24 protein-coding genes and 2 tRNA genes are annotated in these 26,476 nt (G+C 55.8%); 18 read left to right on the top strand and 8 right to left on the bottom strand.

What is annotated here, in order from left to right; genetic code table 11:
- Window positions 1–51: 51 nt before the first annotated feature.
- Window positions 52–891: a pantoate--beta-alanine ligase gene (panC, locus tag M3090_RS04815; protein WP_249054260.1), complete on the bottom strand. Its 840-nt coding sequence runs from the start codon at window positions 889–891 to the stop codon at window positions 52–54.
- A gap of 375 nt (window positions 892–1,266) precedes the next feature.
- On the opposite strand from panC, the gene M3090_RS04810 reads away from it, so the two are divergent.
- The gene (locus M3090_RS04810) at window positions 1,267–2,100 is read left to right on the top strand and encodes a glycogen/starch synthase (RefSeq protein ID WP_249054259.1); all 834 of its coding nucleotides are present in this window, start codon (window positions 1,267–1,269) and stop codon (window positions 2,098–2,100) included.
- A 30-nt stretch (window positions 2,101–2,130) separates the two neighbouring features.
- The gene (locus M3090_RS04805) at window positions 2,131–3,708 is read left to right on the top strand and encodes a DUF4270 domain-containing protein (RefSeq protein WP_249054258.1); all 1,578 of its coding nucleotides are present in this window, start codon (window positions 2,131–2,133) and stop codon (window positions 3,706–3,708) included.
- 79 nt (window positions 3,709–3,787) lie between these two features.
- On the opposite strand, the gene M3090_RS04800 is transcribed toward M3090_RS04805, so the two are convergent.
- From M3090_RS04800 to M3090_RS04790, 3 genes are read right to left on the bottom strand one after another with little or no spacing between them, the layout of a single operon-like run.
- Window positions 3,788–5,134 carry a glycoside hydrolase family 57 protein gene (locus M3090_RS04800; protein ID WP_249054257.1) on the bottom strand — a complete coding sequence of 449 codons (1,347 nt, stop codon included), beginning with the start codon at window positions 5,132–5,134 and terminating at the stop codon, window positions 3,788–3,790.
- Between the two features lie 18 nt (window positions 5,135–5,152).
- Window positions 5,153–6,418 (bottom strand): glycosyltransferase family 4 protein, encoded by a 1,266-nt coding sequence (locus M3090_RS04795; protein WP_249054256.1) that lies wholly within the window; start codon window positions 6,416–6,418, stop codon window positions 5,153–5,155.
- 18 nt (window positions 6,419–6,436) lie between these two features.
- On the bottom strand, window positions 6,437–8,386 hold the full coding sequence (locus M3090_RS04790; RefSeq protein ID WP_249054255.1) for a glycogen debranching enzyme N-terminal domain-containing protein: 1,950 nt from the start codon (window positions 8,384–8,386) through the stop codon (window positions 6,437–6,439).
- Window positions 8,387–8,757: 371 nt separating this feature from the next.
- Here M3090_RS04790 and M3090_RS04785 point away from each other — a divergent pair, with 371 nt between their 5' ends.
- The 3 genes from M3090_RS04785 (at window position 8,758) to M3090_RS04775 (ending at window position 11,998) form a co-directional block, all read left to right on the top strand.
- On the top strand, window positions 8,758–10,269 hold the full coding sequence (locus M3090_RS04785; protein ID WP_249054254.1) for a TrkH family potassium uptake protein: 1,512 nt from the start codon (window positions 8,758–8,760) through the stop codon (window positions 10,267–10,269).
- A gap of 100 nt (window positions 10,270–10,369) precedes the next feature.
- On the top strand, window positions 10,370–11,038 hold the full coding sequence (locus tag M3090_RS04780) for a Crp/Fnr family transcriptional regulator (protein ID WP_249054253.1): 669 nt from the start codon (window positions 10,370–10,372) through the stop codon (window positions 11,036–11,038).
- Window positions 11,039–11,059: 21 nt separating this feature from the next.
- Window positions 11,060–11,998: a DMT family transporter gene (locus M3090_RS04775; RefSeq protein ID WP_249054252.1), complete on the top strand. Its 939-nt coding sequence runs from the start codon at window positions 11,060–11,062 to the stop codon at window positions 11,996–11,998.
- Between the two features lie 78 nt (window positions 11,999–12,076).
- On the opposite strand, the gene guaA is transcribed toward M3090_RS04775, so the two are convergent.
- On the bottom strand, window positions 12,077–13,630 hold the full coding sequence (guaA, locus tag M3090_RS04770) for a glutamine-hydrolyzing GMP synthase (protein WP_249054251.1): 1,554 nt from the start codon (window positions 13,628–13,630) through the stop codon (window positions 12,077–12,079).
- A gap of 234 nt (window positions 13,631–13,864) precedes the next feature.
- Between guaA and M3090_RS04765 the strand changes: the two genes are divergently transcribed.
- Window positions 13,865–14,095, top strand: a complete 231-nt coding sequence (locus tag M3090_RS04765; RefSeq protein WP_249054250.1) for a hypothetical protein — start codon at window positions 13,865–13,867, stop codon at window positions 14,093–14,095.
- On the opposite strand, the gene mscL is transcribed toward M3090_RS04765, so the two are convergent.
- The gene (mscL, locus tag M3090_RS04760) at window positions 14,085–14,519 is read right to left on the bottom strand and encodes a large-conductance mechanosensitive channel protein MscL (RefSeq protein WP_249054249.1); all 435 of its coding nucleotides are present in this window, start codon (window positions 14,517–14,519) and stop codon (window positions 14,085–14,087) included. The two genes, M3090_RS04765 and mscL, sit on opposite strands and share 11 nt — an antisense overlap.
- A gap of 145 nt (window positions 14,520–14,664) precedes the next feature.
- Here mscL and gap point away from each other — a divergent pair, with 145 nt between their 5' ends.
- The 7 genes from gap to M3090_RS04725 all read left to right on the top strand — a co-directional run bounded on the left by gap (window position 14,665) and on the right by M3090_RS04725 (window position 21,902).
- Window positions 14,665–15,675, top strand: a complete 1,011-nt coding sequence (gap, locus tag M3090_RS04755) for a type I glyceraldehyde-3-phosphate dehydrogenase (protein ID WP_087340645.1) — start codon at window positions 14,665–14,667, stop codon at window positions 15,673–15,675.
- 99 nt (window positions 15,676–15,774) lie between these two features.
- The gene (locus tag M3090_RS04750) at window positions 15,775–17,850 is read left to right on the top strand and encodes a M3 family metallopeptidase (RefSeq protein ID WP_249054248.1); all 2,076 of its coding nucleotides are present in this window, start codon (window positions 15,775–15,777) and stop codon (window positions 17,848–17,850) included.
- A 13-nt stretch (window positions 17,851–17,863) separates the two neighbouring features.
- Window positions 17,864–18,373: a DUF4847 family protein gene (locus M3090_RS04745; RefSeq protein WP_249054247.1), complete on the top strand. Its 510-nt coding sequence runs from the start codon at window positions 17,864–17,866 to the stop codon at window positions 18,371–18,373.
- Window positions 18,374–18,395: 22 nt separating this feature from the next.
- Entirely contained in the window at window positions 18,396–18,845 is a 450-nt protein-coding gene (locus M3090_RS04740; protein WP_249054246.1) for a dCMP deaminase family protein, read from the top strand.
- Between the two features lie 27 nt (window positions 18,846–18,872).
- Window positions 18,873–20,612 (top strand): S41 family peptidase, encoded by a 1,740-nt coding sequence (locus M3090_RS04735; RefSeq protein WP_249054245.1) that lies wholly within the window; start codon window positions 18,873–18,875, stop codon window positions 20,610–20,612.
- Entirely contained in the window at window positions 20,524–21,063 is a 540-nt protein-coding gene (locus tag M3090_RS04730; RefSeq protein ID WP_249054244.1) for a 5-formyltetrahydrofolate cyclo-ligase, read from the top strand. The genes M3090_RS04735 and M3090_RS04730 overlap by 89 nt, the downstream gene beginning before the upstream one ends.
- A 50-nt stretch (window positions 21,064–21,113) precedes the next feature.
- The gene (locus M3090_RS04725) at window positions 21,114–21,902 is read left to right on the top strand and encodes a histidinol-phosphatase (protein WP_249054243.1); all 789 of its coding nucleotides are present in this window, start codon (window positions 21,114–21,116) and stop codon (window positions 21,900–21,902) included.
- A 5-nt stretch (window positions 21,903–21,907) separates the two neighbouring features.
- Here the strand turns inward: M3090_RS04725 and M3090_RS04720 are convergent, their stop codons facing one another.
- The gene (locus tag M3090_RS04720) at window positions 21,908–22,198 is read right to left on the bottom strand and encodes a DUF721 domain-containing protein (RefSeq protein ID WP_249054242.1); all 291 of its coding nucleotides are present in this window, start codon (window positions 22,196–22,198) and stop codon (window positions 21,908–21,910) included.
- A complete protein-coding gene (gene recF, locus M3090_RS04715) occupies window positions 22,195–23,316 on the bottom strand; it encodes a DNA replication/repair protein RecF (protein ID WP_249054241.1) in 1,122 nt (373 codons plus the stop codon). The genes M3090_RS04720 and recF overlap by 4 nt, the downstream gene beginning before the upstream one ends.
- A 300-nt stretch (window positions 23,317–23,616) precedes the next feature.
- Here recF and M3090_RS04710 point away from each other — a divergent pair, with 300 nt between their 5' ends.
- From M3090_RS04710 to M3090_RS04690, 5 genes are all read left to right on the top strand, one after another.
- Complete coding sequence (locus tag M3090_RS04710; RefSeq protein WP_249054240.1) at window positions 23,617–24,300, top strand: tetratricopeptide repeat protein; 684 nt, start codon at window positions 23,617–23,619, stop codon at window positions 24,298–24,300.
- Between the two features lie 8 nt (window positions 24,301–24,308).
- Complete coding sequence (ribH, locus tag M3090_RS04705; RefSeq protein ID WP_249054239.1) at window positions 24,309–24,803, top strand: 6,7-dimethyl-8-ribityllumazine synthase; 495 nt, start codon at window positions 24,309–24,311, stop codon at window positions 24,801–24,803.
- Window positions 24,804–24,865: 62 nt separating this feature from the next.
- Window positions 24,866–24,951 (top strand) — tRNA-Tyr (locus tag M3090_RS04700).
- A 6-nt stretch (window positions 24,952–24,957) separates the two neighbouring features.
- Window positions 24,958–25,030 (top strand) — tRNA-Gly (locus M3090_RS04695).
- Between the two features lie 134 nt (window positions 25,031–25,164).
- Window positions 25,165–26,394, top strand: a complete 1,230-nt coding sequence (locus M3090_RS04690) for an HD domain-containing protein (RefSeq protein WP_249054238.1) — start codon at window positions 25,165–25,167, stop codon at window positions 26,392–26,394.
- Window positions 26,395–26,476: the final 82 nt, after the last annotated feature.

Raw genomic sequence — 26,476 nt, 5'->3', positions numbered from 1 at the left:
AAGAGCCTCATGACCTGAAGCCTCGTCAACTTGTCAACTCGTCCACTCAATTCAATATTTTATGTTATCAATCAGGCGGACTTCTCCGCAGAACACGGTGATGCAGCCCACGGGATACGTCGTATCCTTCCAGTCGGCAATGCTTTGCAGCGTGTTGCCGTCCACCAATTCAAAATACTCCAGCGTCAGGCCGGGAGCCTGGGCGATGCGGTCTTCCACAAACTGCCGGGTCTCCTGCACCGTATGCGTCTTGGCATAGTCCACGCTGGCAAAGAGCGTCTGCGAGATTTGCAGAGCCTCGGTGCGCTGTTCGGGCGTCAGGCGCTTGTTGCGGCTGCTCAAGGCCAAGCCGTCGGCTTCGCGGACTATCGGACAACCCACAATCTGGAGGGGGAAGTGCATCTGCCGCACCATCTCGCGGACAATGGCCAGTTGCTGGAAATCCTTCTCGCCAAAGTAAGCGCGGTCGGGCTTCACCATGTCGAAGAGCTTGCTCACCACCTGGCACACGCCGTTGAAATGGCCGGGACGGTATTTGCCCTCCATCACCGTGTCGAGCGGCGCGTAGCTGAACTGGCGCGTGTCCGGCTCAGGATAAACCTCCTCTACCGACGGGGCAAAGGCGATGGCAGCACCGTGTTGCTCAAGCAGACGGCAGTCAGCCTCCAGCGTGCGCGGATACTTCAGCAAATCATTCTTGTCATTGAACTGCGTGGGGTTGACGAATACACTGACCACCGTCACGTCGTTCTCGCGCACGCTGCGGTCCACCAACGAGGCATGTCCGGCGTGCAAGGCCCCCATCGTGGGCACCAGGCCCACACTCTTACCTTCGGCCCGCAAAGCCGACAACTCGGCCTGCAAGGCTGCGACTGTATGAATTACTTTCATTGCACAGAAAAGTTATGTAAAATAAATCAACATTTCAACATCCATCCGGCAACCCCGCCCCAGGGAAACGCTTCCGACGCACACGAAGCACGCTTCTGACGCACCGGAAACGCGCTTCCGACGCGCACCAAACAACGTGAAAAGGCCGGGCCGGAAAATCGGGTGCAAAATAAGTCATTATTTGCCACATAACGAAGAAAACACGCAAATTTATGCACGGAAACACGCAGACAAGGAGGGCGGAAAGCCGATACAGGCCACTGTAATACAACTTCTTAACAAAACATAAGGAATAATTGGAGAAAGGAAAGCACACGATTGCGCAAAAAATTTCGTATCTTTGCACACATAAACGAAGAAGAGAAGACTGTGACTATGACAAAGGTGAACAAAGTTTTATTCATAACCCAAGAAATCGCTCCTTACCTTCCTGATTCAGAAATGTCGCTCACAGGCCGCAACCTGCCGTCGGCCATCCAGGAAAGAGGACGTGAAATCAGGACATTCATGCCTAAATGGGGTAACATCAACGAACGCAGAAACCAACTGCATGAAGTCATACGCCTCTCCGGCATGAATCTTATCATTGACGACACCGACCACCCCCTCATCATCAAGGTGGCTTCCATACAGTCGACACGGATGCAGGTTTATTTCATCGACAACGACGACTACTTCATGAACCGGCTGGAAGCGACCGATGAAAACGGCAACGAATATGAAGACAACGACGAACGCGCCATCTTCTACGCCCGCGGAGTGCTGGAGACGGTCAAAAAACTGCGCTGGCAACCCGACATCATACACTGTCACGGCTGGATGAGCGCCCTGGCACCCCTCTACATCAAAAAGGCATACCACGAAGAACCCTCCTTCCGCGACTGCAAAGTGGTGTACTCGCTCTACGAGGACGGCTTGAAGCAATCCTTCGAGCCCAACTTCGCCAACAAAGTCCTGATGAAAGGAATCAATAAAAAAGACCTGGCAAACATAAAAAGCCCCGTCGACTTCGTGACCCTCAACAAACTGGCCATCGACTATTCCGACGGCGTCGTGCAGCAGAGCGAACACGTGGACGAACAAGTGCTGGAATACGCCCGCCAAAGCGGAAAGCCCTTCCTGCCCTATGCAGCCGACAACTTCGCCGACGAATGTAACAACTTCTACGACCTGCTGGGAGGAAACGACAGCGATGAAAAAGAAGAATAAAACATACGACCCCAATACTACGGACAACTTATGAAACTGAAATACATAGCATCGATGCTCATGGCCGTAACCGTGCTCTTCAGTTGCGACGAAGAAACCGGCCAACTGGGCATGGACATGCTGAACCCCGACGCTGACTACATGTCGGCACACACCGTGACGTTCGACGTAGAAACACAATCGGTCGAAGCCGGCCCCGTGTTCGCCAAGACCAGTACCGGATACATCGGCCGATACACCGACGCCGAGTTCGGATTCTACGAATCCGGATTCCTCACCGCACTGAACAGCACCGAAAACTTCTCGCTGCCCGAAGTCTACCACGTCACCGAACGGGACGCACAGGGCAACCCCACCAAGGCCAGCGGAATCATGAGCGGCGACAGCGTAACCGCCGTCCACCTGGTGGTGTACTACAACGAATGGTTCGGCGACTCGCTCAACGCCTGCCGCATGAGTGCCTACGAACTGAACAAGGCACTGGACTACGACAACCGTTATACCAACCTTGACCCGACGGAGTATTACGACGAATCCGGCCTGCTGGGACGTGTGGCCTATTCAGCCTACGATGCCTCTGTGCCCGACTCCGTGCGCAACGCCACCGACTCCTACGGAAATTCCACCTACACGCCCTACGTCGCCTTCAAACTGCCCAACAAGGAATTTGGAGAGGACAGAATACTCAAGCCCTACCGCGAAAACCCCGAATACTTCAAAGGTTCGGACAACTTTATCAACAACATCTTCAAAGGCGTCTACCTGACCACAGACCAAGGCGACGGAACCATCCTCTACGCCAGTGGCGTAGAGTTGCAGATGCAGTTCCACTTCTTCCACGTCAACGACACCACCGGCGTCAAACTCAAAAAGCAAGACGGGACGGACTCCACCTATTACAGTACCAACACCCTCTTCGCCTCCACCAAAGAAGTGACACAAATCAACCGCTTCTACAACGCCGAAGAAAAAATACAGCAAAAGTTGCAAGAAACCAACTGCACCTACCTGAAGTCGCCCGCAGGCATCTTCACACAAGCCACCCTGCCCTACGACGAAATCTACAACCAGTTGGCCAACGACACCCTGAACGGAGCTCGCCTGGTCTTCACCAACTACCGCCAGGAGAGCAAATACGACTTCAGCATGTCTGCCCCCAACGAAGTACTGTTGGTGCGCAAGAAAGACTACCAGAAGTTTTTCGAAGACAACGAAGTGCCCGACGACATCACGTCCTACGTGGCCACACACAACGAATCCGGCACCAACGAATATACCTTCGGCAACATCGCCCGACTGATAAGCTACTGTATCAACGAAAAACAACAGGCCCGCGAAGCTGCCGGAGAAGCTTGGGACGAGGAAAAATGGATGGAAGAGAACGAATGGGACAAGGTTTACCTGGTTCCTGTCGTTGTCACCAGAGACCAGACCTCGCAAAGTACCCAACAGCGCATCATCAACATCCAACACGATTTGGAGCCGGGCTATGCCAAGCTGTACGGCGGACCCGAACGGGAAGGCGGTACCGACTCTCCGCTGAAAAACCCGCTGAAGCTGGAAGTGACCTACACCAGCTTCTCGCCCACCGGCACAACGGAACAGTAAGCAAACGCTTATGACATCATAAGAAAGCCCCATCGGCATGAAACCGATGGGGCTTTCTCTTTATAACCTTAAAGACGCCTTACGCCTCTGTCTTCTTCGTCGCAGTCTTACGCTTGGGGGCAGCTGCCTTTTCTTCCTTTTTCAGCTTAGCCTCAGCCTTTTCCAGCTTCTTGCGCAGTTCCTCAATCTCAATACCCTGGTTGCGGATGGTGGTCAGCAGCGGGTTCAGCTCCTCATTATCCACATCGACAGGATACAGCGAATTGACACGGCTGATGAAGTCGCCCAAGATGTTCATATAATTCGTGAAAGCATCGTACGGCGACTCATAGATGCCCCGGTTCAAGCCCACGCCACTGTTCTTGGTAGTCATGAAACGGAAGTTGTTGCTGGCCTGCAAGTAATCCCAGTCTTGCTTGATACGGCGGTCGTCGCACAAGTGGATGCGCTCGGCCACGCTGTACAATTTGTTGAAGGCTTCACGCTGCATCACGTTGCCCAGCAGGCAGCTCGTGTCGCGCTCTTCGTCCAGCCACGACATGGGGTCGGGCACGTCCAGTTGCGATACAGACTTCAGCTTGGCAATCACTTCGCTCGGCGTGGAGAAGGTGATTCCTTTCTCCTTGGCACAAATAGGCAGCGCCTTGATGAACTCCAGGATGTTGGACGACAAAGGCTGTGCGATGCCCAGTGCACTAAGTTCCATGAAGATGTTGATAACTTGTTCCTCCTGCGGCATGGAGTCTATCCAACCAATGTACCTGTCGGCAAAGAGCGGGAACTCGTTCCACTCGGAGTTGGAGAAGCGCAGGCTGATATCGTCGGACAGCTTATAGTCACGCAACAGCAGCTTCAGGTTCGGGTTCATGTTGCAGTGGTACACATAGTGCGGACTCTTCCAGCCCAACACGTGCTTCGCACCTTCTGTCAGCATACCTTTGAAGCCCATGCTTGCCACCATAGCACCAATCTCGTCCGAATAAATCAGGCTGGAGTTGCGGAAGACTTTTGGAGCCTTGCCGAACATTTGCTTCATCTTGGCAGCCTGGCGCATGACCTCTTCCTTGAAGCAGTCTTCGTTGACCAGCGACGAAAGACCGTGCGAGTAGGGCTCGGCCAGAAATTCGCAGCAACCGGTTTCGTTCAACTGGTGAAGCAGGTCGATGACGGCCGGCGCATGGATTTCCAATTGCTCCAAGGCTACGCCCGAGATGGACAATGCCACCTTGAAGGCTCCCTCGGACTTCTTCACCATGTCGATGAGCGTGTTTAAGGCGGGGATGTACGAACGTTCGGCCACGTCGTTCATGCCCGCTTCGTTGGCATAGTCGTCGTAGTAGTAGTGGTCGTTACCTATGTCGAAGAAGCGGTAACGTTTCAGATGAATAATCTGGTGTATTTCGAAATAAAGACAAATCGTTCTCATGTTAGTATTGTTTGATGTTTACCTATAATTCTTTAAAACATTCTCGTAGAGTCCGCGGACTTTCAGTGCCACTTTTTCCCATGTGATGCCGGCCACTTCCTTCATGCCTTCTTCCTGTAAGTAGTGGAACAGGGCCGGATTGGTGCAGATGGAATGGATATAGTCCGCCATCGCGTGAATGTCCCAGTAATCGGTCTTGATGACGTTGGTCAGGATTTCGCCGCAACCGGATTGCTTGGAGATGATGGAAGGAGTGCCACACTGCATGGCCTCGAGGGGTGCGATGCCAAAAGGCTCGGAGACTGAGGGCATGACAAACACGTCACTGTCTTTGTAGACCTCGTACACCTGTTTTCCTTTCATGAAACCGGGGAAGTGGAAGCGGTCGGCAATGCCACGCTCGGCGGCCAGGTTGATCATGGCGTTGAGCATGTCGCCCGAACCGGCCATGACAAAGCGTATGTTGCGCGTGCGTTTCAAGACCATGGCTGCTGCCTCGACAAAGTATTCGGGGCCTTTCTGCATGGTGATACGCCCCAGGAAGGTGACGACCTTCTCTTTGTCGTGCGCCGGACGCGGGATGTCCACGTACTCCTGCGAGAGCGGGTAGACGGCATTGTGCACCGCAAAGACTTTGCGCGGGTCTTGGTGATACTCGTTGATGACCGTGCGGCGTGTCAATTCGGAGACGCACATGATGCAGTCGGCATAGTCCATGCCGTTCTTCTCGATGCCGTAGACGGTGGGGTTTACTTTGCCGCGCGAACGGTCGAAGTCGGTGGCGTGTACGTGGATGCAGAGCGGTTTTCCGCTGACCATCTTAGCGTGTACACCGGCCGGATAGGTCAGCCAGTCGTGAGCGTGTATGATGTCGAACTGCTGCTGGCGCGCTACCACCCCTGCGATGATGGAGAAGTTGTTAATCTCGTCATTCAGGTTGGAGGGATAGCCCCCGGCAAATTCCATACAGCCCAGGTCGTTGACGTGCATGTAGGAGAAGTCTGCGTAGATGTGGTTGCGCAGGTCGTAATAGAGCTCCGGTGTCATGCCCGGGCCAAGGCGTGCTTTCAGGTAGTCGTAATCCATATTGTGCCATACGATGGGCACTTGGTTCATACCGATGATATTCAGGAATCGTTCTTCGTCTCCGCAGGGCTTGGGCATGCAGAAGGTGGTTTCCACGTCGCCTTGCACGCTGAGTCCCTTGGTGATTCCGTATGTGGCGACTGCGAGGCCGCCGTATATCTTGGGAGGAAATTCCCATCCGAACATTAAAACTTTCATCTTGTTCCTCCTCTTCTTTTATTCTGCGTTGTTGTTATACATGGACAATAATCTCAATGCGCGCAGAATCTCGGCCACGTTCATGGCAAAGGAGACTGCGCCACGCCCGGTGAACGGCGGGTTGCCGTCGAACAGTTCGGGCAGGGTGCCGATGCAGTGGCAGGTCATTTCGTCTTCCATTCCGATGAGGGCTCGCTCCAGGAATGACAGGCCGCTGGTCTTGTAGATGCGCAGGTAGGCTTCGGTGTAGAAGCCGAGCAGCCAAGGCCAGGCGGTACCCTGGTGGTAGGCGTAGTCGCGTTGCGTCTGCGGTCCCACGTAGTTAGGATTGTAGCCGCCGCTCTTGGGGCTGAGGGTGCGCAGGCCTTTGGGGGTGAGCAGCTCTTTGGTCACGATATCCAGCACTTGCTTCTTCTGCGCCTTGTCCAGGGGCGAATAGTCCAATGCCACGGCGAAAATCATGTTGGGACGTACGCTCCAGTCCATCATGTAACCGTCGACGTAGTCGAACAGATAGCCGTATTCGTTACGGAAGACTTCGACAAAGGATTTGCCAGTCACCTCGGCTTGGGCGTCCAGGCCGTTGGCTCCGATTTCGTCGCCGGCTTCGCGGGCCATATCGGCCGAGAAGCGGAGCGCATTGTACCACAGAGCGTTGACTTCTACCACGTAGCCTGTACGCGGGATGACGGGATGCCCGTTGGCCGTGGAGTTCATCCAGGTGACGGCGTGCTCGGTGCCGTTGGTGTAGAGCAGTCCGTTGTCGTGCAGGAAGAGGTTGTCATGTTTCCGGCTCAGGAGGTATTTCATGATGTCTTGCAAGAGGGAGCCGTACATCTGCCGGCAGTGTTCGCGCGAGGTGAACTTGGCGTACTGCTGCAGTGTCCACACGGCCCAGAGAAGGACATCGGGGTGCTCCATTTCGTAGATTTTGTAGGTCGAGGGTTCGCCGGCCATGAATTGGCGGAGCGCTTTCTCGGCGGTCTTCATCACGTCTTCGAACTCGTCTTGTTCGTCGATTGCCAGCGTCAGTCCGGGCAAGGAAACGAAGAGGTCGCGCGCACGGCACTTGAACCAGGGATATCCGGCAAGGACATAATGCTCGTCGCCCTGTTTGTTGTGGAACTGGTGCGCGGAGTTGGTGAGGCAGTGGAGGAAGTTGTCGCGCGGGGTACGGTCGGCCACCTCGGCTTCGAATGTCTGCTTCAGGCGGCGGGTGGAGACTTCGGAGATGCCGGCGGAGAAGACGATGCTTTCGCCTTTCTTGATGTCTACTTCGAAGTATCCCGGCACGTAGAGGTCTTCGTTGAAGTCGTAGCCGCGTTCTTGTTCTTTGGTGTAGACGATGCCCCGGTACCAGTCGGGCTGGAAGTGGAACTCGTTCTGCTTGTTCAACTGCATGTAGAGCTCAGGATATCCGGGATACATGCAGGTTTTGATACCGTTTTCCACCTGCTGATAGTCGCGGTTGGCCTGGGCGTTCTCGTGAGTGTACTCGCGCACGCTGCGGAAGGCCAGGAAGGGGCGGAAACGCAAGGTCGTGGCCGAATGGGCGTCGACCAGGGTGTAGCGGATGAGGATACGGTTTTCGTGATGTACAAAAATCTTTTCTTTTCTCAGGATGACGCCGCCCACCCGGTAAGTGGTAGCAGGGATGTGTTCGCAATCGAACTCGCGGATGTACTTGTGGCCGTTGGGACTGAAGTGCCCGTTGCCATAATAATGGAGGCCCAAGTTAAATTCGGCGCCGTGCTGAATCACCGTCTCGTCCAGCGAGGAGAGCAGTACGTGGTTTTCGTCGTCCAGGTTTGGTACGGGAATAACCAGCAAGCCATGATACTTGCGTGTATTGCAATCCACTATTGACGTGCAGTGATAAGCGCCCGACTTGTTCGTCCGGAGTATTTCGCGAGGCAGCGACTCCTGAAGATTGGTCATCAGGGTCTTGTCAAATCGTAAATAGCTCATGGTTATACATTATTTAAAGGTTAAATTGTTCCAGTCATATCGCGCCACAGAGCATGTAGCGACGCTCAAAAGTACAAATTTATGACCATACTCAAAATAAAAAGAGAGTTTTTTTTCAGTATTCAAACAAAATATCGTAGTATTGCACCGCCAAAACGGGAAACCGACGCTTCACGCAGTGCCAAATGCCTGCCACAACGGCAGGCAACGACGCCACGGGGCGGGACCGGTTGCGACGGTTCCAGACACCGGGGGCTTCGGACGCGCAAGGAAGATGCTCCGGACGTACCAGAGGCGGGGCCGTGACGCGGAAGAGCGGGAACCGACGTTTGGCACACTTTTTTCGAAACGGACAAGAAATTTTACAAGAAATGGAAGGTTACATATCGGACAGCCTGTACACGAACAACAGGAAGCGGAACAACAGCCTCATCAACCGCCGCATCATCCTGCGCGTGCTGGGCGTGTTGCTGCTGGTAGAAGTATGCATGTTGCTCACCTGCGTGGGCGTGGCCTGGTTTTACAACGAGTCCGACGGCTGGGCATTTCTGCTCTCGGCAGGCATCACCGCCCTGGCTGCCGGACTGCTGATTCTGGCCGGGCGGAAGGCCGAACGGCGCATGGGCAAACGCGACGGCTATTGCGTGGCTGCCCTGACATGGGTGCTGTTTAGCCTGTTCGGCATGCTGCCCTTCGTGCTGAGCCAAAGCGTGCCGACGCTGGGCAGCGCGTTCTTCGAGACCATGTCCGGCTTCACCACCACGGGTGCGACGATTATGGACGACATCGACACGCAGTCGCACGCCATCCTCTTCTGGCGCAGCCTGACGCACTGGATAGGCGGCTTGGGAATCGTGTTTTTCGCCATCGCCATCCTGCCCGCCTTCAGCGACGGCGGCAACCTGCAACTGTTTTCGGCCGAAGCGGTGGGCGTGACGCACGACAAGATACACCCCAAGGTGAGCACCATGGCGCGCTGGCTGTGGAGCATTTACCTCATACTGACCGTCAGCCAGACCATTCTGCTGCGGCTGGGCGGCATGGGCTGGTTCGACTCCGTGTGCCACACGTTTGCCACCGTCGCCACCGGCGGCTTCTCGACCAAGCAGGCCAGCGTGGCTTATTGGAACTCTCCGTACATCGAATACGTGATTGCCATCTTCATGGTACTGGCAGGCATCAACTTCTCGCTCTACTTCTCGTGCCTGAAGGGCAAGTTCGGGAAAATCTGGCGCGACGAAGAAACCCGCTGGTTCTTGGGCTCCATCCTCGCGGTGACGCTCGTCATCGCCGTCTCGCTGGTGCTGCAACGGGGTTACGGACTGGAGGAAGCCTTCCGCAAAGCCTTCTTCCAGGTGGTGACGCTGCACACATCGACCGGCTTCGCCACAGACGACTACATGCTATGGCCTCCGTTCACCTGGCTTTTGCTGAGCTACGCCATGCTGGCGGGCGGATGCACCGGCTCGACCAGCGGCGGCATCAAGAACCTGCGCCTGCTCATCATGACCAAGGGCATACGCAACCACTTCCGCAAGTTGCTCCATCCCAACGCCGTGATGCAGATACGTGTCAACCGCCAGGCCGTACCCTCCAACGTGGTGCTCACCGTGGCCATCTTCATCTGCCTCTACCTGCTGTGCATCCTCGTGGGCTGGACGGTGTTCATGCTCATGGGCGTAGGCTTCATGGAGGCCTTCGGCGTCACCGTCTCCAGCATGGGCAACGCCGGACTGGGGTTAGGACTCTTCGGCCCCGCCTACTCCTGGAGCGCACTGCCCGAAGCCGGCAAATGGCTCAGCTCGTTCCTCATGCTGCTGGGACGTCTGGAGATGTTTGCCGTCATGCTCATGTTCTACTCCGCCTTCTGGAAAAGCCGCTAACGCCGCCTTATATTTTAAGAAATGATAAAAATACAGCAGAAAGACAAACCAGCGCCCCGAGAATCACTAATTTTGCGCCCGACAAAGAATGCCTACGCACATGGACTACTCAATGTTTGACACTTTGCTGCAACTGCCCCTCTTCCAAGGGCTGTCGCTGGAAGACCTTACCAACATCTTGGCAAAGGTCAAACTGCAATTTGTCAAATGGAAAGCCGGCGCCACGATAGCCCAGAAAGACGAGCCTTGCACGCAACTCACCTTCATCCTGAAAGGGAAAATAAGCGTCAGCACGCCAGCCACCAACCAACTCTACCAGCTCACCGAATCCTACGAGGCACCCTACCTGGTCGAACCGCAAGCCATGTTCGGCATGTACACGCACTACGTGTCCAGCTACACGGCCGAGGAAACGACAGACAGCGTCAGCATCAGCAAAATCTTTGTCAGCAGCGAACTGTTCAAATACGAAATCTTCCGGCTGAACTACATCAACATCATCAGCAACCGTACCCAGACCCTGCGCAGCCGCCTTTGGACGCCCTACGAAGGCGACACCGGTGACCGCATCGTCCACTTCATAGCCAACCGGGTCGAACGCCCGTACGGGAAGAAACAACTGAAGATAAAGATGGAAGACTTGGCCCGCATCGTCAACGACACCCGCCTGAACGTGTCGCACGCACTGAACGCCATGCAAGACAACGGGCTGGTAGAACTGCACCGGGGAGAAATAATCATCCCCCGCCTGGAAGACCTCATCGGATAACCAACCACAAACCATACTCACATGAACGAAAAAGCCCAAGGCTATATCTTGGCCGTCATCGCTGCGGCCACCTATGGCATGAACCCCCTGTTTGCCCTGCCGCTCTATGCAGACGGCATGAACCCGGACTCCGTGCTTTTCTTCCGCTACTTGTTTGCCATCCCCCTGGTGGGAGCCATGATCAAGGGACGCGGACGAGACTTCAAAGTGCATCGCACCACGCTGCTCCCGCTCTTTGTACTGGGCATACTGATGGCCGCCTCATCGCTCACGCTGTTCGAAGCTTACAATTACATGGATGCGGGCATCGCCTCCACCATCCTCTTCATCTACCCCATCCTGGTTGCCCTCATCATGGCTGCCGTCTACAAAGAGAAAGTAACGCTCCAGACCGCCTTGTGCATCCTGCTGGCCCTGAGCGGCATCGCCATGCTCTACCAAGGCGGCGACGGCATCACCCTCAGCCTGACGGGCACGTTGCTTGTCTTTGCCTCGGCACTGTCATATGCCATCTACATTGTGGGCGTCAACCGGCCGTCGCTGAAAGAAATGGCCACCCTAAAGGTGACGTTCTACGTCCTGCTGTTCGGCGTATTGCTGTTCGTCGTGCGGCTATGGGCAAGCCACGACCTCACCCTGCCCAGCCAATGGTGGCTCTGGGGCAACCTCCTGGCCTTGGCCGTCTTCCCCACCGCCATCTCTTTCCTCTGCACCACCAGCGCCATCCAGCGCATCGGCTCCACACCGACGGCCATCTTGGGCGCGCTGGAACCGGTGACGGCCATCTTCTTCGGCATCACCGTCTTCGGCGAACGGCTGACGGCCCGCGACTGCATGGGCATCACGCTGATTCTGGTGGCCGTCACAGTGGTTGTGGCCGGAGGCAGCATCACGCACCAACTGGTACGCCTGCGCAAGATGTTCCCGCGGTTGCCGCTGAAAAAGAAAGGAAAAGGATAAAGAGAAAAGGCGCGACCTGACACGGTGCACATGCATCGGGTAAGGCCACGCCTTTTAATCTTAATTCCAATCAAAGGGTCACTCCCACTCAATCGTCGAAGGCGGCTTGGACGAGATGTCATACGCCACGCGGTTCACTCCCTTTACCTTATTAATAATGTCATTGGACACTTGGGCCAGGAAGTCATAAGGCAAACGGGCCCAATCGGCGGTCATGGCATCGGTCGAGGTCACAGCACGCAAGGCCACAGCCTGCTCGTAGGTACGTTCGTCGCCCATGACGCCCACCGAGCGCACGGGCAGCAGGATAACGCCCGCCTGCCAAACCTGATGGTAGAGGCTCGTCTCGCGTCCGTCGGCGTCCTTCACCTTCCAGTCGCGCAGGCCGCGGATGAAGATGTCGTCTGCATCTTGCAAGATGCGCACCTTCTCGCGGGTGATGTCACCCAGGATGCGCACGGCCAGGCCGGGGCCGGGGAAAGGATGGCGGCCGATGAGGTGCTCGGGGATGCCCAGCTCGCGACCCACGCGGCGCACTTCGTCTTTGAAAAGCCACTTCAGCGGTTCGCACAGCTTGAGGTTCATCTCTTTGGGCAGGCCGCCCACGTTGTGGTGGCTCTTGATGACCTTGCCCGTGATGTTCAGGCTCTCGATGCGGTCGGGATAGATGGTGCCCTGCGCCAGCCAGCGGGCGTCGGTAATCTTGCGCGCCTCGGCGTTAAAGACCTCGACGAAGTCGCGGCCGATGATTTTACGCTTCTGTTCGGGGTCGCTCACGCCCTCCAGGTCTTTGAAGAATTTCTCCGAGGCATCTACGCCGATGACGTTCAGGCCCAGGCACTCGTAGTCGTGCATGACATCGTGGAACTCGTTCTTGCGCAGCAGGCCGTGGTCTACGAAGATACAGGTCAGGTTCTGTCCGATGGCGCGGTGCAGCAACACGGCGGCCACGGACGAATCGACGCCTCCGCTCAGGCCCAGGATGACGCGGTCGTTGCCAATCTGTTCTTTCAGTTCGGCCACGGTAGTATCGACAAACGAAGCCGAACTCCACGTCTGGTGGCAACCGCAGATGCCTACCACAAAGTTCTTGAGCATCAGCGTACCGTCTTCGCTGTGGTAAACTTCCGGGTGGAACTGCACGCCCCACACCTGCTCGCCCTCTACCTGATAGGCTGCCACAGCCACTTCGTCCGTCGACGCAATGATGCGGAAACCGTCGGGGATGGCGGTGATGGTGTCGCCGTGGCTCATCCACACCTGCGAATTGTCGCGCACGCCCCGCAACAGCGCATTGTCGTGGTCGAAGCGTCCCAGACGGGCACGTCCGTACTCACGGCTGCCGGCAGGCTCCACGTTGCCACCGCTGGTATAGGCGATGAACTGCGCACCGTAGCAGATGCCCAACACGGGCAGCTTGCCGCGGATGTCTGCCAAATCTACCTTGAAGGCCTCCTGGTCGTACACCGAGAAGGGGCTGCCGGACAGGATGACACCCTTCACGCTCTCGTCGCCGTGCGGAAACTTGTTGTAAGGCACGATTTCGCAATAGACATTCAGCTCGCGGATGCGGCGGCCGATGAGCTGCGTGGTCTGCGAACCAAAGTCGAGAATGATAATTTTTTCCTCCATGATTGAATCTCTTGGTGAATACTGTTTTTATCGATGTGAGTGCAAAAGTAGGAAAAAGCACTGACATTTGGGGCATCCGCAAGCGAAAATCGTTCCACAAAATGCAAGGCGACGGTCCGTGTGCGGAAGAGGCACGGCCGGTGTGCGGCAGAAGCAGGGGCGGTGTCCGATTGAGGCGTGTGGCGGGACACTTCTGCGTCAAACGACCGTTTTTGGGGACAAAAATGCCCTTTTTTGCGCAAATTAGGTACAAAAGTGCGTTTGAAAGGTACTTTTGTACCTAAAACGTGCATTTATCGCCCCAAAATGCACGTTTTACGTACTTCGGGTAAAAAAAAGAAAAGTAACCAAAAGAAAAAAAACAAAAGCAAAGCAAAGCAAACAAAAGGAAACCCCTTCCTCAAGGTTTCCCCCGAAACGGGAGAAACCGGAGGACGCGCGGCAGGCGCGGAGGTTACTGTTTAGCCTTCAGCAAATCGCGGATTTCCGTCAGCAACAGTTCTTCCTTCGACGGCGCGGGCGGTGCGGACGGAGCAGCCGGTTTCTCCTTCTTGCGGTTCAAGCGGGAGAGCAAGCGCACGAACAGGAAGACCGAAAAGGCGATGACCAGAAAATCGAACGTCACCTGGAGGAAATTGCCGTAGTTCAGCGTCACCGCCGCAGCCACCTCTTCCCCATCCTTCAGCACGGCAGGCTTCAGCACCCACTTCAGGTCGGTGAAGTTCACCCCGCCCACCAGCAGTCCGATGGGGGGCATGATGACATCTGCCACCACCGACGACACGATTTTACCAAACGCGCCGCCGATAATCACGCCGACGGCCATGTCAATCACGTTTCCCTTCATGGCAAAAGCCTTGAAGTCTTGCAGAAAAGATGTTTTTCCCATGTTTTTTAAATTATTTAATCATGAAACAGCGTGCGAATATAAAAACAATTTCTTATTTTTGCAGCGCAAAAAGGAGAATAAACACCCCTATGCACTAACACGCAATTGATTATTAACACTATAAACCTTTAAAAGTTTAAACAAAATGATTAAAGTAGGTATTAATGGATTCGGACGTATCGGACGTTTCGTATTCCGCGCAGCTCAAAAGAGAAACGATATTCAAATCGTTGGTATTAACGACCTTTGCCCGGTTGACTACTTGGCATACATGCTGAAGTACGACACGATGCACGGCCAATTCGACGGCACCATCGAAGCTGACGTTGAAAACAGCAAGCTGATTGTAAACGGCAAGGAAATCCGCGTAACGGCTGAAAAGAACCCCGCCGACCTGAAGTGGAACGAAGTAGGCGCTGAATACGTTGTTGAGTCTACTGGCTTGTTCTTGACAAAGGAAAAAGCTCAGGCCCACATCCAAGCCGGAGCCAAATACGTGGTTATGTCTGCTCCTTCCAAGGACGACACCCCCATGTTCGTATGCGGCGTAAACGAAAAGACTTACGTGAAGGGCACTCAGTTCGTGTCTAACGCTTCTTGCACGACCAACTGCTTGGCTCCTATCGCCAAAGTCCTGAACGACAAGTTCGGCATCGTTAACGGTTTGATGACTACCGTTCACTCTACTACCGCTACTCAGAAGACAGTTGACGGTCCTTCTATGAAAGACTGGCGCGGCGGCCGTGCTGCTTCCGGCAACATCATCCCGTCTTCTACGGGTGCTGCCAAGGCAGTAGGCAAGGTTATCCCCGAACTGAACGGCAAACTGACGGGTATCTCCATGCGCGTTCCGACTTTGGACGTATCTGTAGTTGACCTGACTGTAAACCTGGCTAAGCCCGCTACGAAGGAAGCTATCTGCGCTGCCATGAAGGAAGCTGCCGAAGGCGAACTGAAGGGCGTACTGGGCTACACGGAAGATGCAGTGGTTTCTTCTGACTTCCTGGGCTGCACGCTGACTTCTATCTTCGATGCTAACGCAGGCGTTTACCTGACCGACACATTCGTTAAAGTCGTTTCTTGGTACGACAACGAAATCGGTTACTCTAACAAGGTGCTCGACCTGATTGCCCACATGGCTTCGGTTAACTGCTAATTGACAGTTAGAAAACCTTAAAGAAAGGGCGGCTCCCGTTGGAGTCGTCCTTTTTTTGTATATTTGCGGGTTGAATACAACAACGATAAAAGACTGAAGATGATAACAAACGATACATTGGCACACAATCCATTCCTCGCCCCTTTCGGCACTCCGCACGACACCGTGCCCTTCGACCGCATCCGCACCGAACATTATGAACCTGCCCTGCGCGAAGGCATCCGACGCCAACTGGCCGAAATAGACGCCATTACCTCCAATCCCGAAGAACCGACGTTCGGCAACACCATCGAAGCCTACGAACACTCGGGCCGGTTGCTCGAAACCGTGAGCAACGTCTTCGGCAACCTGCACAGCGCCGAAACCAACGACGAGATGGAACGACTGGCACAAGTGCTGATGCCTCTGCTGAGCGAACACAGCAACAACATCAGCCTCAACCCGCAACTCTTTGCACGCATCAAGCACGTCTACGAGCACACCGACCGCGCCAGCCTTACCACCGAACAGCAGACCTTGCTCGAAGAGACCTACCAGGGCTTTGTCCGCCACGGCGCCGACCTGCAGGGCGAGGCACGCGACCGCTACCGCGAATTGTGCCAGGAGCTGAGCCTGCTGACCTTGAAGTTCAGCGAAAACAACCTGAAAGAAACCAACGACTATCAACTGGTGCTGACCGACCGCGACCAACTGGCCGGACTGCCGGACAGCGTTGTCGAAGCCGCCGCCGAGACCACCCGCGAGAAAGGCCTCGCCGAAGGTTGGACGTTCACCCTCCAGGCTCCCAGCTACGTACCCTTCATGCAATATGCCGCCAACCGCGACCTGCGCCACAAGCTCTACCTGGCCTACAACACCAAATGCACACATCCGGACAACGGGTGCAGCAACCTGGACATTGTGAAGCAGATTGCCAACGACCACCTGGAGCTGGCCAGGCTGATGGGCTACCGCGATTACGCCGACTATGTGCTGAGACACCGCATGGCACAAGACAGCACACACGTATACCGCCTCCTGGAGCAACTGCTCGAGGCCTATACACCTGCCGCCCGCCGCGAAGTGGCCGAGGTAGAAGCCTTGGCCCGCGAACTGGAAGGAGATGATTTCATCCTGATGCCGTGGGACTGGAGCTACTATTCGCAGAAACTGAAAGACCGCAAATACAGACTGAACGACGAGATGCTCCGCCCCTATTTCGAGCTGAGCCGCGTCAAGGAAGGCGTATTCGGACTGGCCACACGTCTCTACGGACTCACCTTCCGCAAGAATCCCGACATCCCCGTCTACCACAAAGACGTAGACGCCTACGAAGTGTTCGACCGCGACGGCTCGTTCCTGGCCGTATTCTACGCCGACTTCCACCCCCGTGCCGGCAAACGCTCAGGCGCCTGGATGACCTCATACAAAGGTCAATGGATAGACCCGCAGACGGGCGAAAACAGCCGCCCGCATGTGTCCATCGTCATGAACTTCACCAAACCCACGCAAGACAAACCTGCCCTGCTGACTTTCAGCGAAGTGGAAACCTTCTTGCATGAGTTCGGCCACAGCCTGCACGGCATGCTGGCCAATACCACTTACGAGAGCCTGAGCGGCACCAACGTCTATTGGGATTTCGTAGAGCTCCCCTCACAATTCATGGAGAACTTCGCCACGGAACGCGACTTCCTCCACACTTTCGCCCGCCATTACCAGACGGACGAACCGATTCCCGACGAACTGGTGCAACGCATCAAAGACTCAGCCAACTTCAACGTGGCCTACGCCTGCCTGCGCCAAGTCAGCTTCGGATTGCTGGACATGGCCTGGTACACCCGCACCGAACCATTCGAAGGCGACGTGGAGGCATACGAAAAACAGGCCTGGGCACAGGCACAAGTGCTCCCCTCCGTCCCCGGCACATGTATGAGCGTACAATTCTCACACATCTTCGCCGGAGGCTACTCGGCCGGATATTACAGCTACAAATGGGCCGAAGTGCTGGACGCCGACGCGTTCGCATTGTTCCGCCAGAAAGGCATCTTCAGTCCTGAAGCGGCCGCCTCGTTCCGCGACAACATCCTGTCGAAAGGCGGAACGGAACATCCCATGACACTTTACAAGCGCTTCCGCGGACAGGAACCTACCATCGACGCATTACTCATCAGAAACGGAATAAAAAAGGAAAAATAAAGAACAAGGAACAATGAAGCTATACAAGAAACTGACATACCTGTTGCTTGCCCTGCTGCCCCTGCTGGGCGGATGCGACAACGGCGACGACGTGATAGAAATCTTCACGGGAAAGACCTGGAAACTAAATGTCATCTCTCTGGACGGACAAGGCGACTGGTTCGACTTCTGGAACGGAGACTCCCAGGCCCGCCAGGCCAGCATGAACCTGCGCGGTTCAAACAGTTCGGCAACCTTCACCATCACCTTCAACGGCAGTGACACCGGCGAAGTGACAGGCGGAGATTTCAGGGCACAAGGCGTCAACCGCTCATTCTCGGGCACCTGGAGCGCCGACGGCTCTTCACACACACTGAGCCTGACCAATGTAAACGGCACCGGCAACAGCGAGACGGACGTACTGGCCCGGGCCTTTGAGACCGGCCTGCGCAATACCGTCAGGTACAGCGGCGACAGCCAGAACCTCTACATCTATTACGAAGACGGAGAAACTACCAAACGAATGGCTTTCCAACCGCAATAACCTCTTTTCATACGCCAAAGTCATGGACAACGAATCAACCAAAGCCAAACAAGAAGCGCTGGACAAGCGATACATCCGCATGGCCGCCATTTGGGCCGAGAACTCTTACTGCAAACGCCGCCAAGTGGGCGCCCTCATCGTGAAGGACAAGATGATTATCTCCGACGGCTACAACGGCACGCCGGCCGGCTTCGAAAACGTCTGCGAAGACGAACACAACCTGACCAAACCCTACGTGCTCCACGCCGAAGCCAACGCCATCACCAAGATTGCCCGTTCGAACAACAGCAGCGACGGCGCCACAATGTACGTCACCGCCTCACCTTGCATCGAATGTGCCAAACTCATCATCCAGGCGGGTATCAAGCGCGTGGTCTACTCCGAGAAATACCGCTTGGAGGACGGCATCGAACTGCTGAAACGCGCCCACATCGAAGTGGTGTACCAGCCCGTTGCCGAACAACAACCATAAACCAGAAACAACAAACAAAAACATGATATGAGCAACAAGAATACTTTCCGCTTCACCCCACTCATCATTGCCGTCAGCGTGGTGTTGGGCATCCTTATCGGGACATTCTATGCCAAGCACTACGGAGGCAACAAGCTGGGCATCATCAACGCCTCATCCAACAAACTAAACGCGCTGCTGCACGTCATCGAAAACCAATACGTAGACACCGTAGACATGACGGAACTGGTGGAGAAGACCATGCCGCAGATATTGGCCGAACTGGACCCGCACTCTACCTACATCCCCGCCAAAGACCTGGCAGAAGTCAACTCTGAGCTGGAGGGCAGCTTCAGCGGCGTGGGCATACAATTCACCATCCTGCAAGACACCATCCACGTGAACAGCATCGTGCCCGGCGGACCGGCCGAAAAGGTGGGCATGCTGGCGGGCGACCGCATCGTGACGGTGGACGACAGTCTGTTCGTAGGCAAGGACCTGACCAACGAACGCGCCCTGCGTACCCTGAAAGGCCCTAAAGGCAGTGAAGTGCGACTGGGCGTAAAACGTGCCACGGAGAAGGAGCTGCTGCACTTCACCATCGTGCGCGGAGACATCCCGCAGAATACCATCGACGCTGCCTACATGATGGACAACGACTATGGCTACATACAGGTCAGCAAGTTCGGACGCACCACACACGTGGAACTGCTGAACGCCATCGCCCAACTGACCCATAAAGGCTGCAAGGGCTTCATCATTGACCTGCGCGACAACACGGGCGGATACATGGACGCCGCCACGCGCATGGTGAACGAGTTCCTGCCGGCCAACAAGCTGATTGTCTATGCCGAAGGCCGCAAATATCCGCGGTGGGAAGACTATGCTGACGGGACGGGCAGTTGCCAGCAGATGCCGCTGGTGGTGCTTATCAACGAAGGTTCGGCCTCGGCCAGCGAAATTTTCGCCGGAGCCATCCAGGACAACGACCGCGGCACCATCATCGGCCGCCGCTCGTTCGGCAAGGGACTGGTGCAGCAACCCATCGACTTCAGCGACGGGTCAGGCATCCGGCTCACCATAGCCCGCTACTACACGCCTTCCGGACGTTGCATCCAACGCCCCTATGACAGCGGAGACAACATGGCCTACGAGATGGACTGGCTGCACCGCTACGAGCACGGCGAATTTTTCTCGGAAGACAGCATCAAGCTGAACAAGGACGAACAGTTCTTCACCGGGCTGGGACGTCCCGTCTATGGCGGAGGAGGCATCATGCCGGACATCTTCGTGCCGCAAGACACCACGGGCGTCACGTCGTGGCTCATCGAAGTGAACAACAAAGGCATCATCCTCCAATACAGCTTCGAATACACCGACAAGAACCGCGCCAAGCTGAATGAATATACCACCGCAGAAGACCTGCACGCTTATCTGCAAAAGCAAAACCTGGTGCAACAGTTTGTACGCTATACCGACCAGAAGGGCGTCAAACGCCGCAACCTGCTGATACAGAAGTCACGCAAGCTGCTGGAACGCAACCTTTACGCCTCCATCATCTACAACATGCTGGGACGGGAAGAATACATCCGCTTTGTCAACCAGAGCGATGCCACCGTGCAGAAAGCACTCGACGTGCTGCAGAAAGGAGAAGCCTTCCCCAAGGCACCGGAAACGCCCGTAAACGCAGAAGAGAACGATGCAGACGAAGACAGAATTGCGCAAGGAGATCTCTTTACGGAAGACCCGTCACAGTTCTTCCGACTGGCGCGCACGACAAGCTGCTGAAGCCTGGCAACGGGTCGTGGCACACCCGCGTTGGCAGGAAGCCCGCACGGTGCTGCTCTACCACTCGCTGCCCGACGAGCCGGACACGCACGCCTTCGTCCGCCAGTGGGCAAGGGAAAAACGCATCCTGCTGCCCGTCGTCGTGGGCGACGACCTGGAACTGCGTGTCTACACAGATGACGGCAGTCTTCGGGCAGGAGCCTTCCACATCGCCGAACCCACGGGCAAAGCCTTCACGGACTATGCGGCCATCGACCTGGCCATCGTTCCCGGCGTGGCCTTCGACCGCGAAGGCAACCGGCTGGGACGCGGCAAGGGATATTACGACCGCCTGTTGCCCCGCCTGAAAGCTTACAAGATAGGACTGTGCTTCCCCTTCCAACTGGTGGAGAGTATCCCGGCCGAAGCGCACGACGTGCGGATGGACGAAATCATCTGCGGCGGAAGATAAGCTGCCGGAATTGAGACAAGAACGATTATTCAGGATAAATACAACGAAACATGAAAACAAACTATCACACCCATACCACCCGTTGCCTGCATGCCGTAGGCACAGACGAGGCCTACGTGAAGAGTGCCCTGAAGGGTGGCTACCAAGTGTTGGGCTTTTCAGACCACACGCCGTGGAAATATCACACCAACTACGTGGCCGACATGCGCATGCTGCCCGACCAACTGCCGGACTACGTGGAAAGCCTGCGCACCCTGCGCGAGAAGTACCGCGGACAGATAGACATCAAAATCGGCCTGGAGTGCGAGTATTTCCCCGAGTACATGCATTGGCTGAAGGAACAGGTGAAGAAGTACGAGCTGGACTACGTCATCTTCGGCAACCACTTCTACCACACGGACGAGAAGTTCCCTTACTTCGGCCACCACTGCGACTCGCGCGACATGCTCGACCTGTATGAAGAAAGCGCCATCGAGGGCATGGAGACGGGGGTATATTGCTGCCTGGCACACCCCGACTTGTTCATGCGCTCGTATCCCCAGTGGGACCGCCACTGCACGCTGGTGGCACGGCACATCTGCCGCACGGCTGCCCGGCTCGGCATCCCGCTGGAATACAACACCGGCTACCAAGCCTACAACGAAGCACACGGGCTGGAGACATATCCCTGCCCTGAGTTCTGGCACATCGCCGCCAACGAGGGCTGCACCGCCATCGTCGGGCTGGACGCCCACAACAATGCCGACCTGGAAGACCCGACGTACTACGACCGGGCGCTGCAAACGCTGAAGGGCCTGAAGATGAAGGTGACGGATACCCTGCGGATGAACGCGTGGTAGGCTGTTCAGCGGAATACGATATTGGTAATGACCTGCGCCCCCACGTGCTTGTTCAGGTTGCGAACCAGCAGGTCGCGCCCCATCATCAGCTCTTGGCGCAAGGCGGACGAGGTGAGGTGTACGAAAAGCGTCTGATTGCGCACAAACAGGCCGTCGGTGTACGAAGCAATGGCCGGCCCCACCACCTCGGGCCAGGCATTGACCAGGCGGCGTTCGTTCAAGGGCGACTCCAGACTCTCCTGCCGCAAGTAGGTGCGGATGAGCTGGCCGATGCTTTGGGCGTCGTTGCGTTTCATGCCGCCCCTCCTTCCCCGTCGGCCGCTTCGGCCACCCGGCCCTGCTCGACACAAAATATCTTATAATCTCCACCCACCCCTTGCAGGATGCGGTCCAGGTGACTGCGGTTGGTATCGGTGATGAAGATTTGCCCGAAGCCGTCGCCCGCCACCAGCTTGATGATTTGCTCCACGCGCCGGGCGTCGAGCTTGTCGAACAGGTCGTCCAGCAACAACAGCGGCACGGTGCCCGCCGTGCGCTTCAGGAAGTCGAACTGCGCCAGCTTCAGCGCCACCAGATACGTCTTGTTCTGCCCCTGCGACCCTTCTTTCTTGATGGGATAGTCGCCCAGAAGCATGTTCAGCTCGTCCTTGTGGATGCCGCGGAGAGAATAGCCCATGATGCGGTCGCGCTCGCGGCTCTCGCGCAACAGTCCCAACAGGTTGCCCCGCGCGGCATGCGACTCGTACGACAGTCCGACCTGCTCCTTGTCCTGGGAAATGAAGGAATAGAACGACTGGAAGATAGGGATGAACTCGCTGATGAAAGCCTCGCGCTTGCGATAGACCACCTCGCCGGTCTGCGCCATCATCTCCTCCCAGACGTCGAACAACCCGTCTTCCACCGGCTGCTCGCTCTTCAGCAAGACGTTGCGTTGCGCCAGAGCCTTGTTGTAGCGGATAAGGGCGTTGAGATACTCTTTGTCATACTGCGAAATGACCACGTCCATGAAGCGGCGGCGGCCGTCGCTGCCGCCGGCAATCAGCTCGGCATCGGCCGGCGATACCATCACCAGGGGGATGAAGCCGATGTGGTCGGACAGGCGCGTGTATTCCTTCTTGTTGCGCTTGAACTGCTTCTTCTGCCGCCGCTTCATGCCGCAGTAGATTTCCTCGGGCGTGCCGTCGGCAGCCTGGTAGAAGCCCTGAATCATGAAGAAATTGGCCTCGTGCAAGATGTTCTGCGAGTCGACAGGATTGCCCGCGCTTTTGCAGAACGACAGGTAATAGACGGCATCCAGCAGGTTGGTCTTCCCCATGCCGTTCTGCCCGAAAAAGCAGTTCAACTTGGGCGAAAAGCTCAGCTCCACCTGCTCCAAGTTCTTATAATTAAGGATAGATATGCGATTCAGTATCATAGTTGTTATATGCAGTTGACCCCGGAGAAGAATCCGCCTCCAACCCGCCTCATGCCCTGCGCCGCCCCCTGTGCGGAAGCGCCGCAGCCCGTGTGCGGACGGAGCACGGCCGCCACGCGCAACGGCCCGGCAACAGTTTCCCCCCTTTCTAAAGCGCAAAAGTAGGAAGAATTTCGCTGTTTTCTATCCGATGACCGAAAAAAGATGCCCCCAAATTTCGCTCGTACTGAGAAAAGAACTAATTTTGCGGGTCGAAACCCAATGTACAAAAAAGAATAATAACAAAAAGAATACATAACAATGGCTGAACAAAAAAAGACCAACGAAGCCCTCAACGTGGAAGAAGCATTGACACAGTCTGAGGCATTTCTCATCAAAAACAAGAAAACCATCATCGGCGCCGTAGTGGCCGTCATCGTCATCGTGGCCGGCGTGTCGATGTACAAACACCTCTACGCCGCCCCGCGCGAGGAAAAGGCACAGGCCGCCCTGTTCAAAGGACAGGAATACTTCGAGGCCGGCCAGTTCGAGCAGGCACTGAACGGCGACAGCATCGGCTACGAAGGCTTCGCCAAGGTGGCCGACGAATTTAGCGGTACCAAGGCTGCCAACCTGGCACAAGCCTACATGGGCATCTGCTACGCCAAAATGGGACAGAACGAACAGGCCATCGAGGCACTGAACCAGTTCGACGGCAACGACCAGATGGTGGCACCCGCCATCAAGGGCACCATAGGCAACTGCTACGCACAGTTGGGACAGTTGGACAAGGCTGCCGCTACCTTGCAGGAAGCTGCCGCACAGGCCGACAACAACACACTCAGCCCCATCTTCCTGAAACAAGCCGGCGAAATCCTGGTGAAGCAAGGCAAGTTTGACGAAGCCATCCAGGCGTACACCACCATCAAGGACAAATACTTCGCCTCCTACACGGCCATGGACATCGACAAGTACATCGAACAGGCCAAACTGCTGAAGAAATAAGCGCGACGATGGCAACAGCATACCACAACCTGTCAGAATACGACTTCCAGTCCGTCCCCGACGCATCGGGCATGAAGTTCGGCATCGTCGTATCCGAATGGAACTACAACATCACCGGCGCCCTGCTGCGTGGTGCGCTCGACACGCTGAAAAAACACGGTGCGCGTGAAGAAAACATCCTCGTCCGCACCGTGCCCGGCAGCTTCGAGCTGACCTTCGGCGCCGCCCAAATGATTAAGCAGACCGACGTCGATGCCGTCATCGCCCTGGGATGCGTGGTGCGTGGCGACACCCCCCACTTCGACTACGTGTGCATGGGTGCCACGCAAGGCATCGCCCAACTGAATGCCACGGGCAACGTCCCCGTCATCTACGGCCTCATCACCACCAACAACATGCAGCAGGCAGAAGACCGTGCAGGAGGCCGTTTGGGCAATAAAGGAGACGAATGTGCCGTCACTGCAATAAAAATGATAGATTTTGCTTGCACATTAAAAAAATAGTGCTTACCTTTGCACCGCAATTGAGAAAGAGAGGTACTTACCACTCTTCGAGAACGCGGAACGGGCAAATACCAGAGTGGCCAAATGGGGCAGACTGTAAATCTGCTGGCTTACGCCTTCGGTGGTTCGAATCCATCTTTGCCCACCAAAAATTGCGGAAGTAGCTCAGTTGATAGAGCATTAGCCTTCCAAGCTGAGGGTCGCGGGTTTGAGTCCCGTCTTCCGCTCTTCCGAGAATCAGATGGTCATCGCAAGATTTCCATCTGATTTTCTTTTTTCTACCCCTCAACTCCCCTCCTCTCCCGTCCAAACGAACAGCATTGACATCTTTTTCGTATCTTTGCCCCCCAAACAGAAACCTATGTCCTACGAAAGCAAAATCATCAACGACCCCGTCTTCGGGTTCATCAAAATACCCAAAGGCCTGCTCTACAACCTGGTGTGCCACCCCGTCATGCAACGGCTGACGCGCATCCGCCAACTGGGCCTCTCGTCCGTAGTCTACCCCGGCGCACAACACACCCGCTTCCAGCACTCGCTCGGCGCCTTCCACCTGATGAGCGAAGCCATCCGCGAACTGACGGCCAAGGGCAACTTCATCTTCGACAGCGAAGCCGAAGCCGTCGAAACCGCCATCCTGCTGCACGACGTGGGGCACGGACCTTTTTCGCATGTACTGGAGCACACCTTGGTACAAGGCATCGCCCACGAAGAAATCTCGCTCATGTTGATGGAACGCATCAACCGCGAAATGAACGGGCAACTCTCGCTGGCCATCCGCATCTTCCGCGACCAATACCCCAAACGTTTCCTGCACCAACTGGTCAGCGGGCAACTGGACATGGACCGCCTGGACTACCTGCGCCGCGACAGTTTCTACACGGGAGTCACCGAAGGCAACATCGGTTCGGCCCGCATCATCAAAATGCTCGACGTACGCGACGACCGGCTGGTAGTGGAGTCCAAAGGCATCTACTCCATCGAAAACTTCCTCACCGCCCGCCGCCTGATGTACTGGCAAGTGTACCTGCACAAAACCTCCGTGGCCTACGAACGGCTGCTGCTCAATACCCTGTGCCGTGCCAAAGAACTGGCCGCACAAGGCGAAGACCTATTTGCTTCGCCCGCCCTGCGCTTCTTCCTCTACAACGACATCGGGCGAGAACGCTTCCAAACCGACCCGGACTGCCTGGAAAACTTCCTCCTGCTGGACGACAACGACATCTGGACCGCCCTGAAGGTATGGACGCACCACACGGACAAAGTCCTCTCAACCTTGAGCGATGGCATGGTCAACCGAAAGCTTTTCAAAGTGGAAGTCTCCACCGAACCATTCCCCGACACACGCAAGCAGACCTTGCTGAAGCAGATAACCCAGACATTGGACATCCCGGCCGACGACGCACACTATTTCCTCTCTACGCCAGACCTCGAAACCAACATGTACAACCCTGCGGACGACAGCATAGACATCCTATACAGCGACGGCACCATACGAGGCATTGCCGAAGCCTCGGACATGTTCGACATCGCCCTGCTCTCGCGTAAAGCCAAAAAGTATTACCTCTGCTACTGGCGGCTGGACAAATAACCCAATTGATAAAAAAAACATATTTTTCCCACCCTATGACGAGAGAAAACAGCGCAAATTGCTAAAATATTCCCCGACGTAG

Source organism: Bacteroides sp. ET71, from assembly GCF_023336905.1.
Classification (GTDB): domain Bacteria; phylum Bacteroidota; class Bacteroidia; order Bacteroidales; family Bacteroidaceae; genus Bacteroides.
Note: the sequence above shows the minus strand (reverse complement) of the source record. Positions and strands in the feature narration are given on the sequence as shown.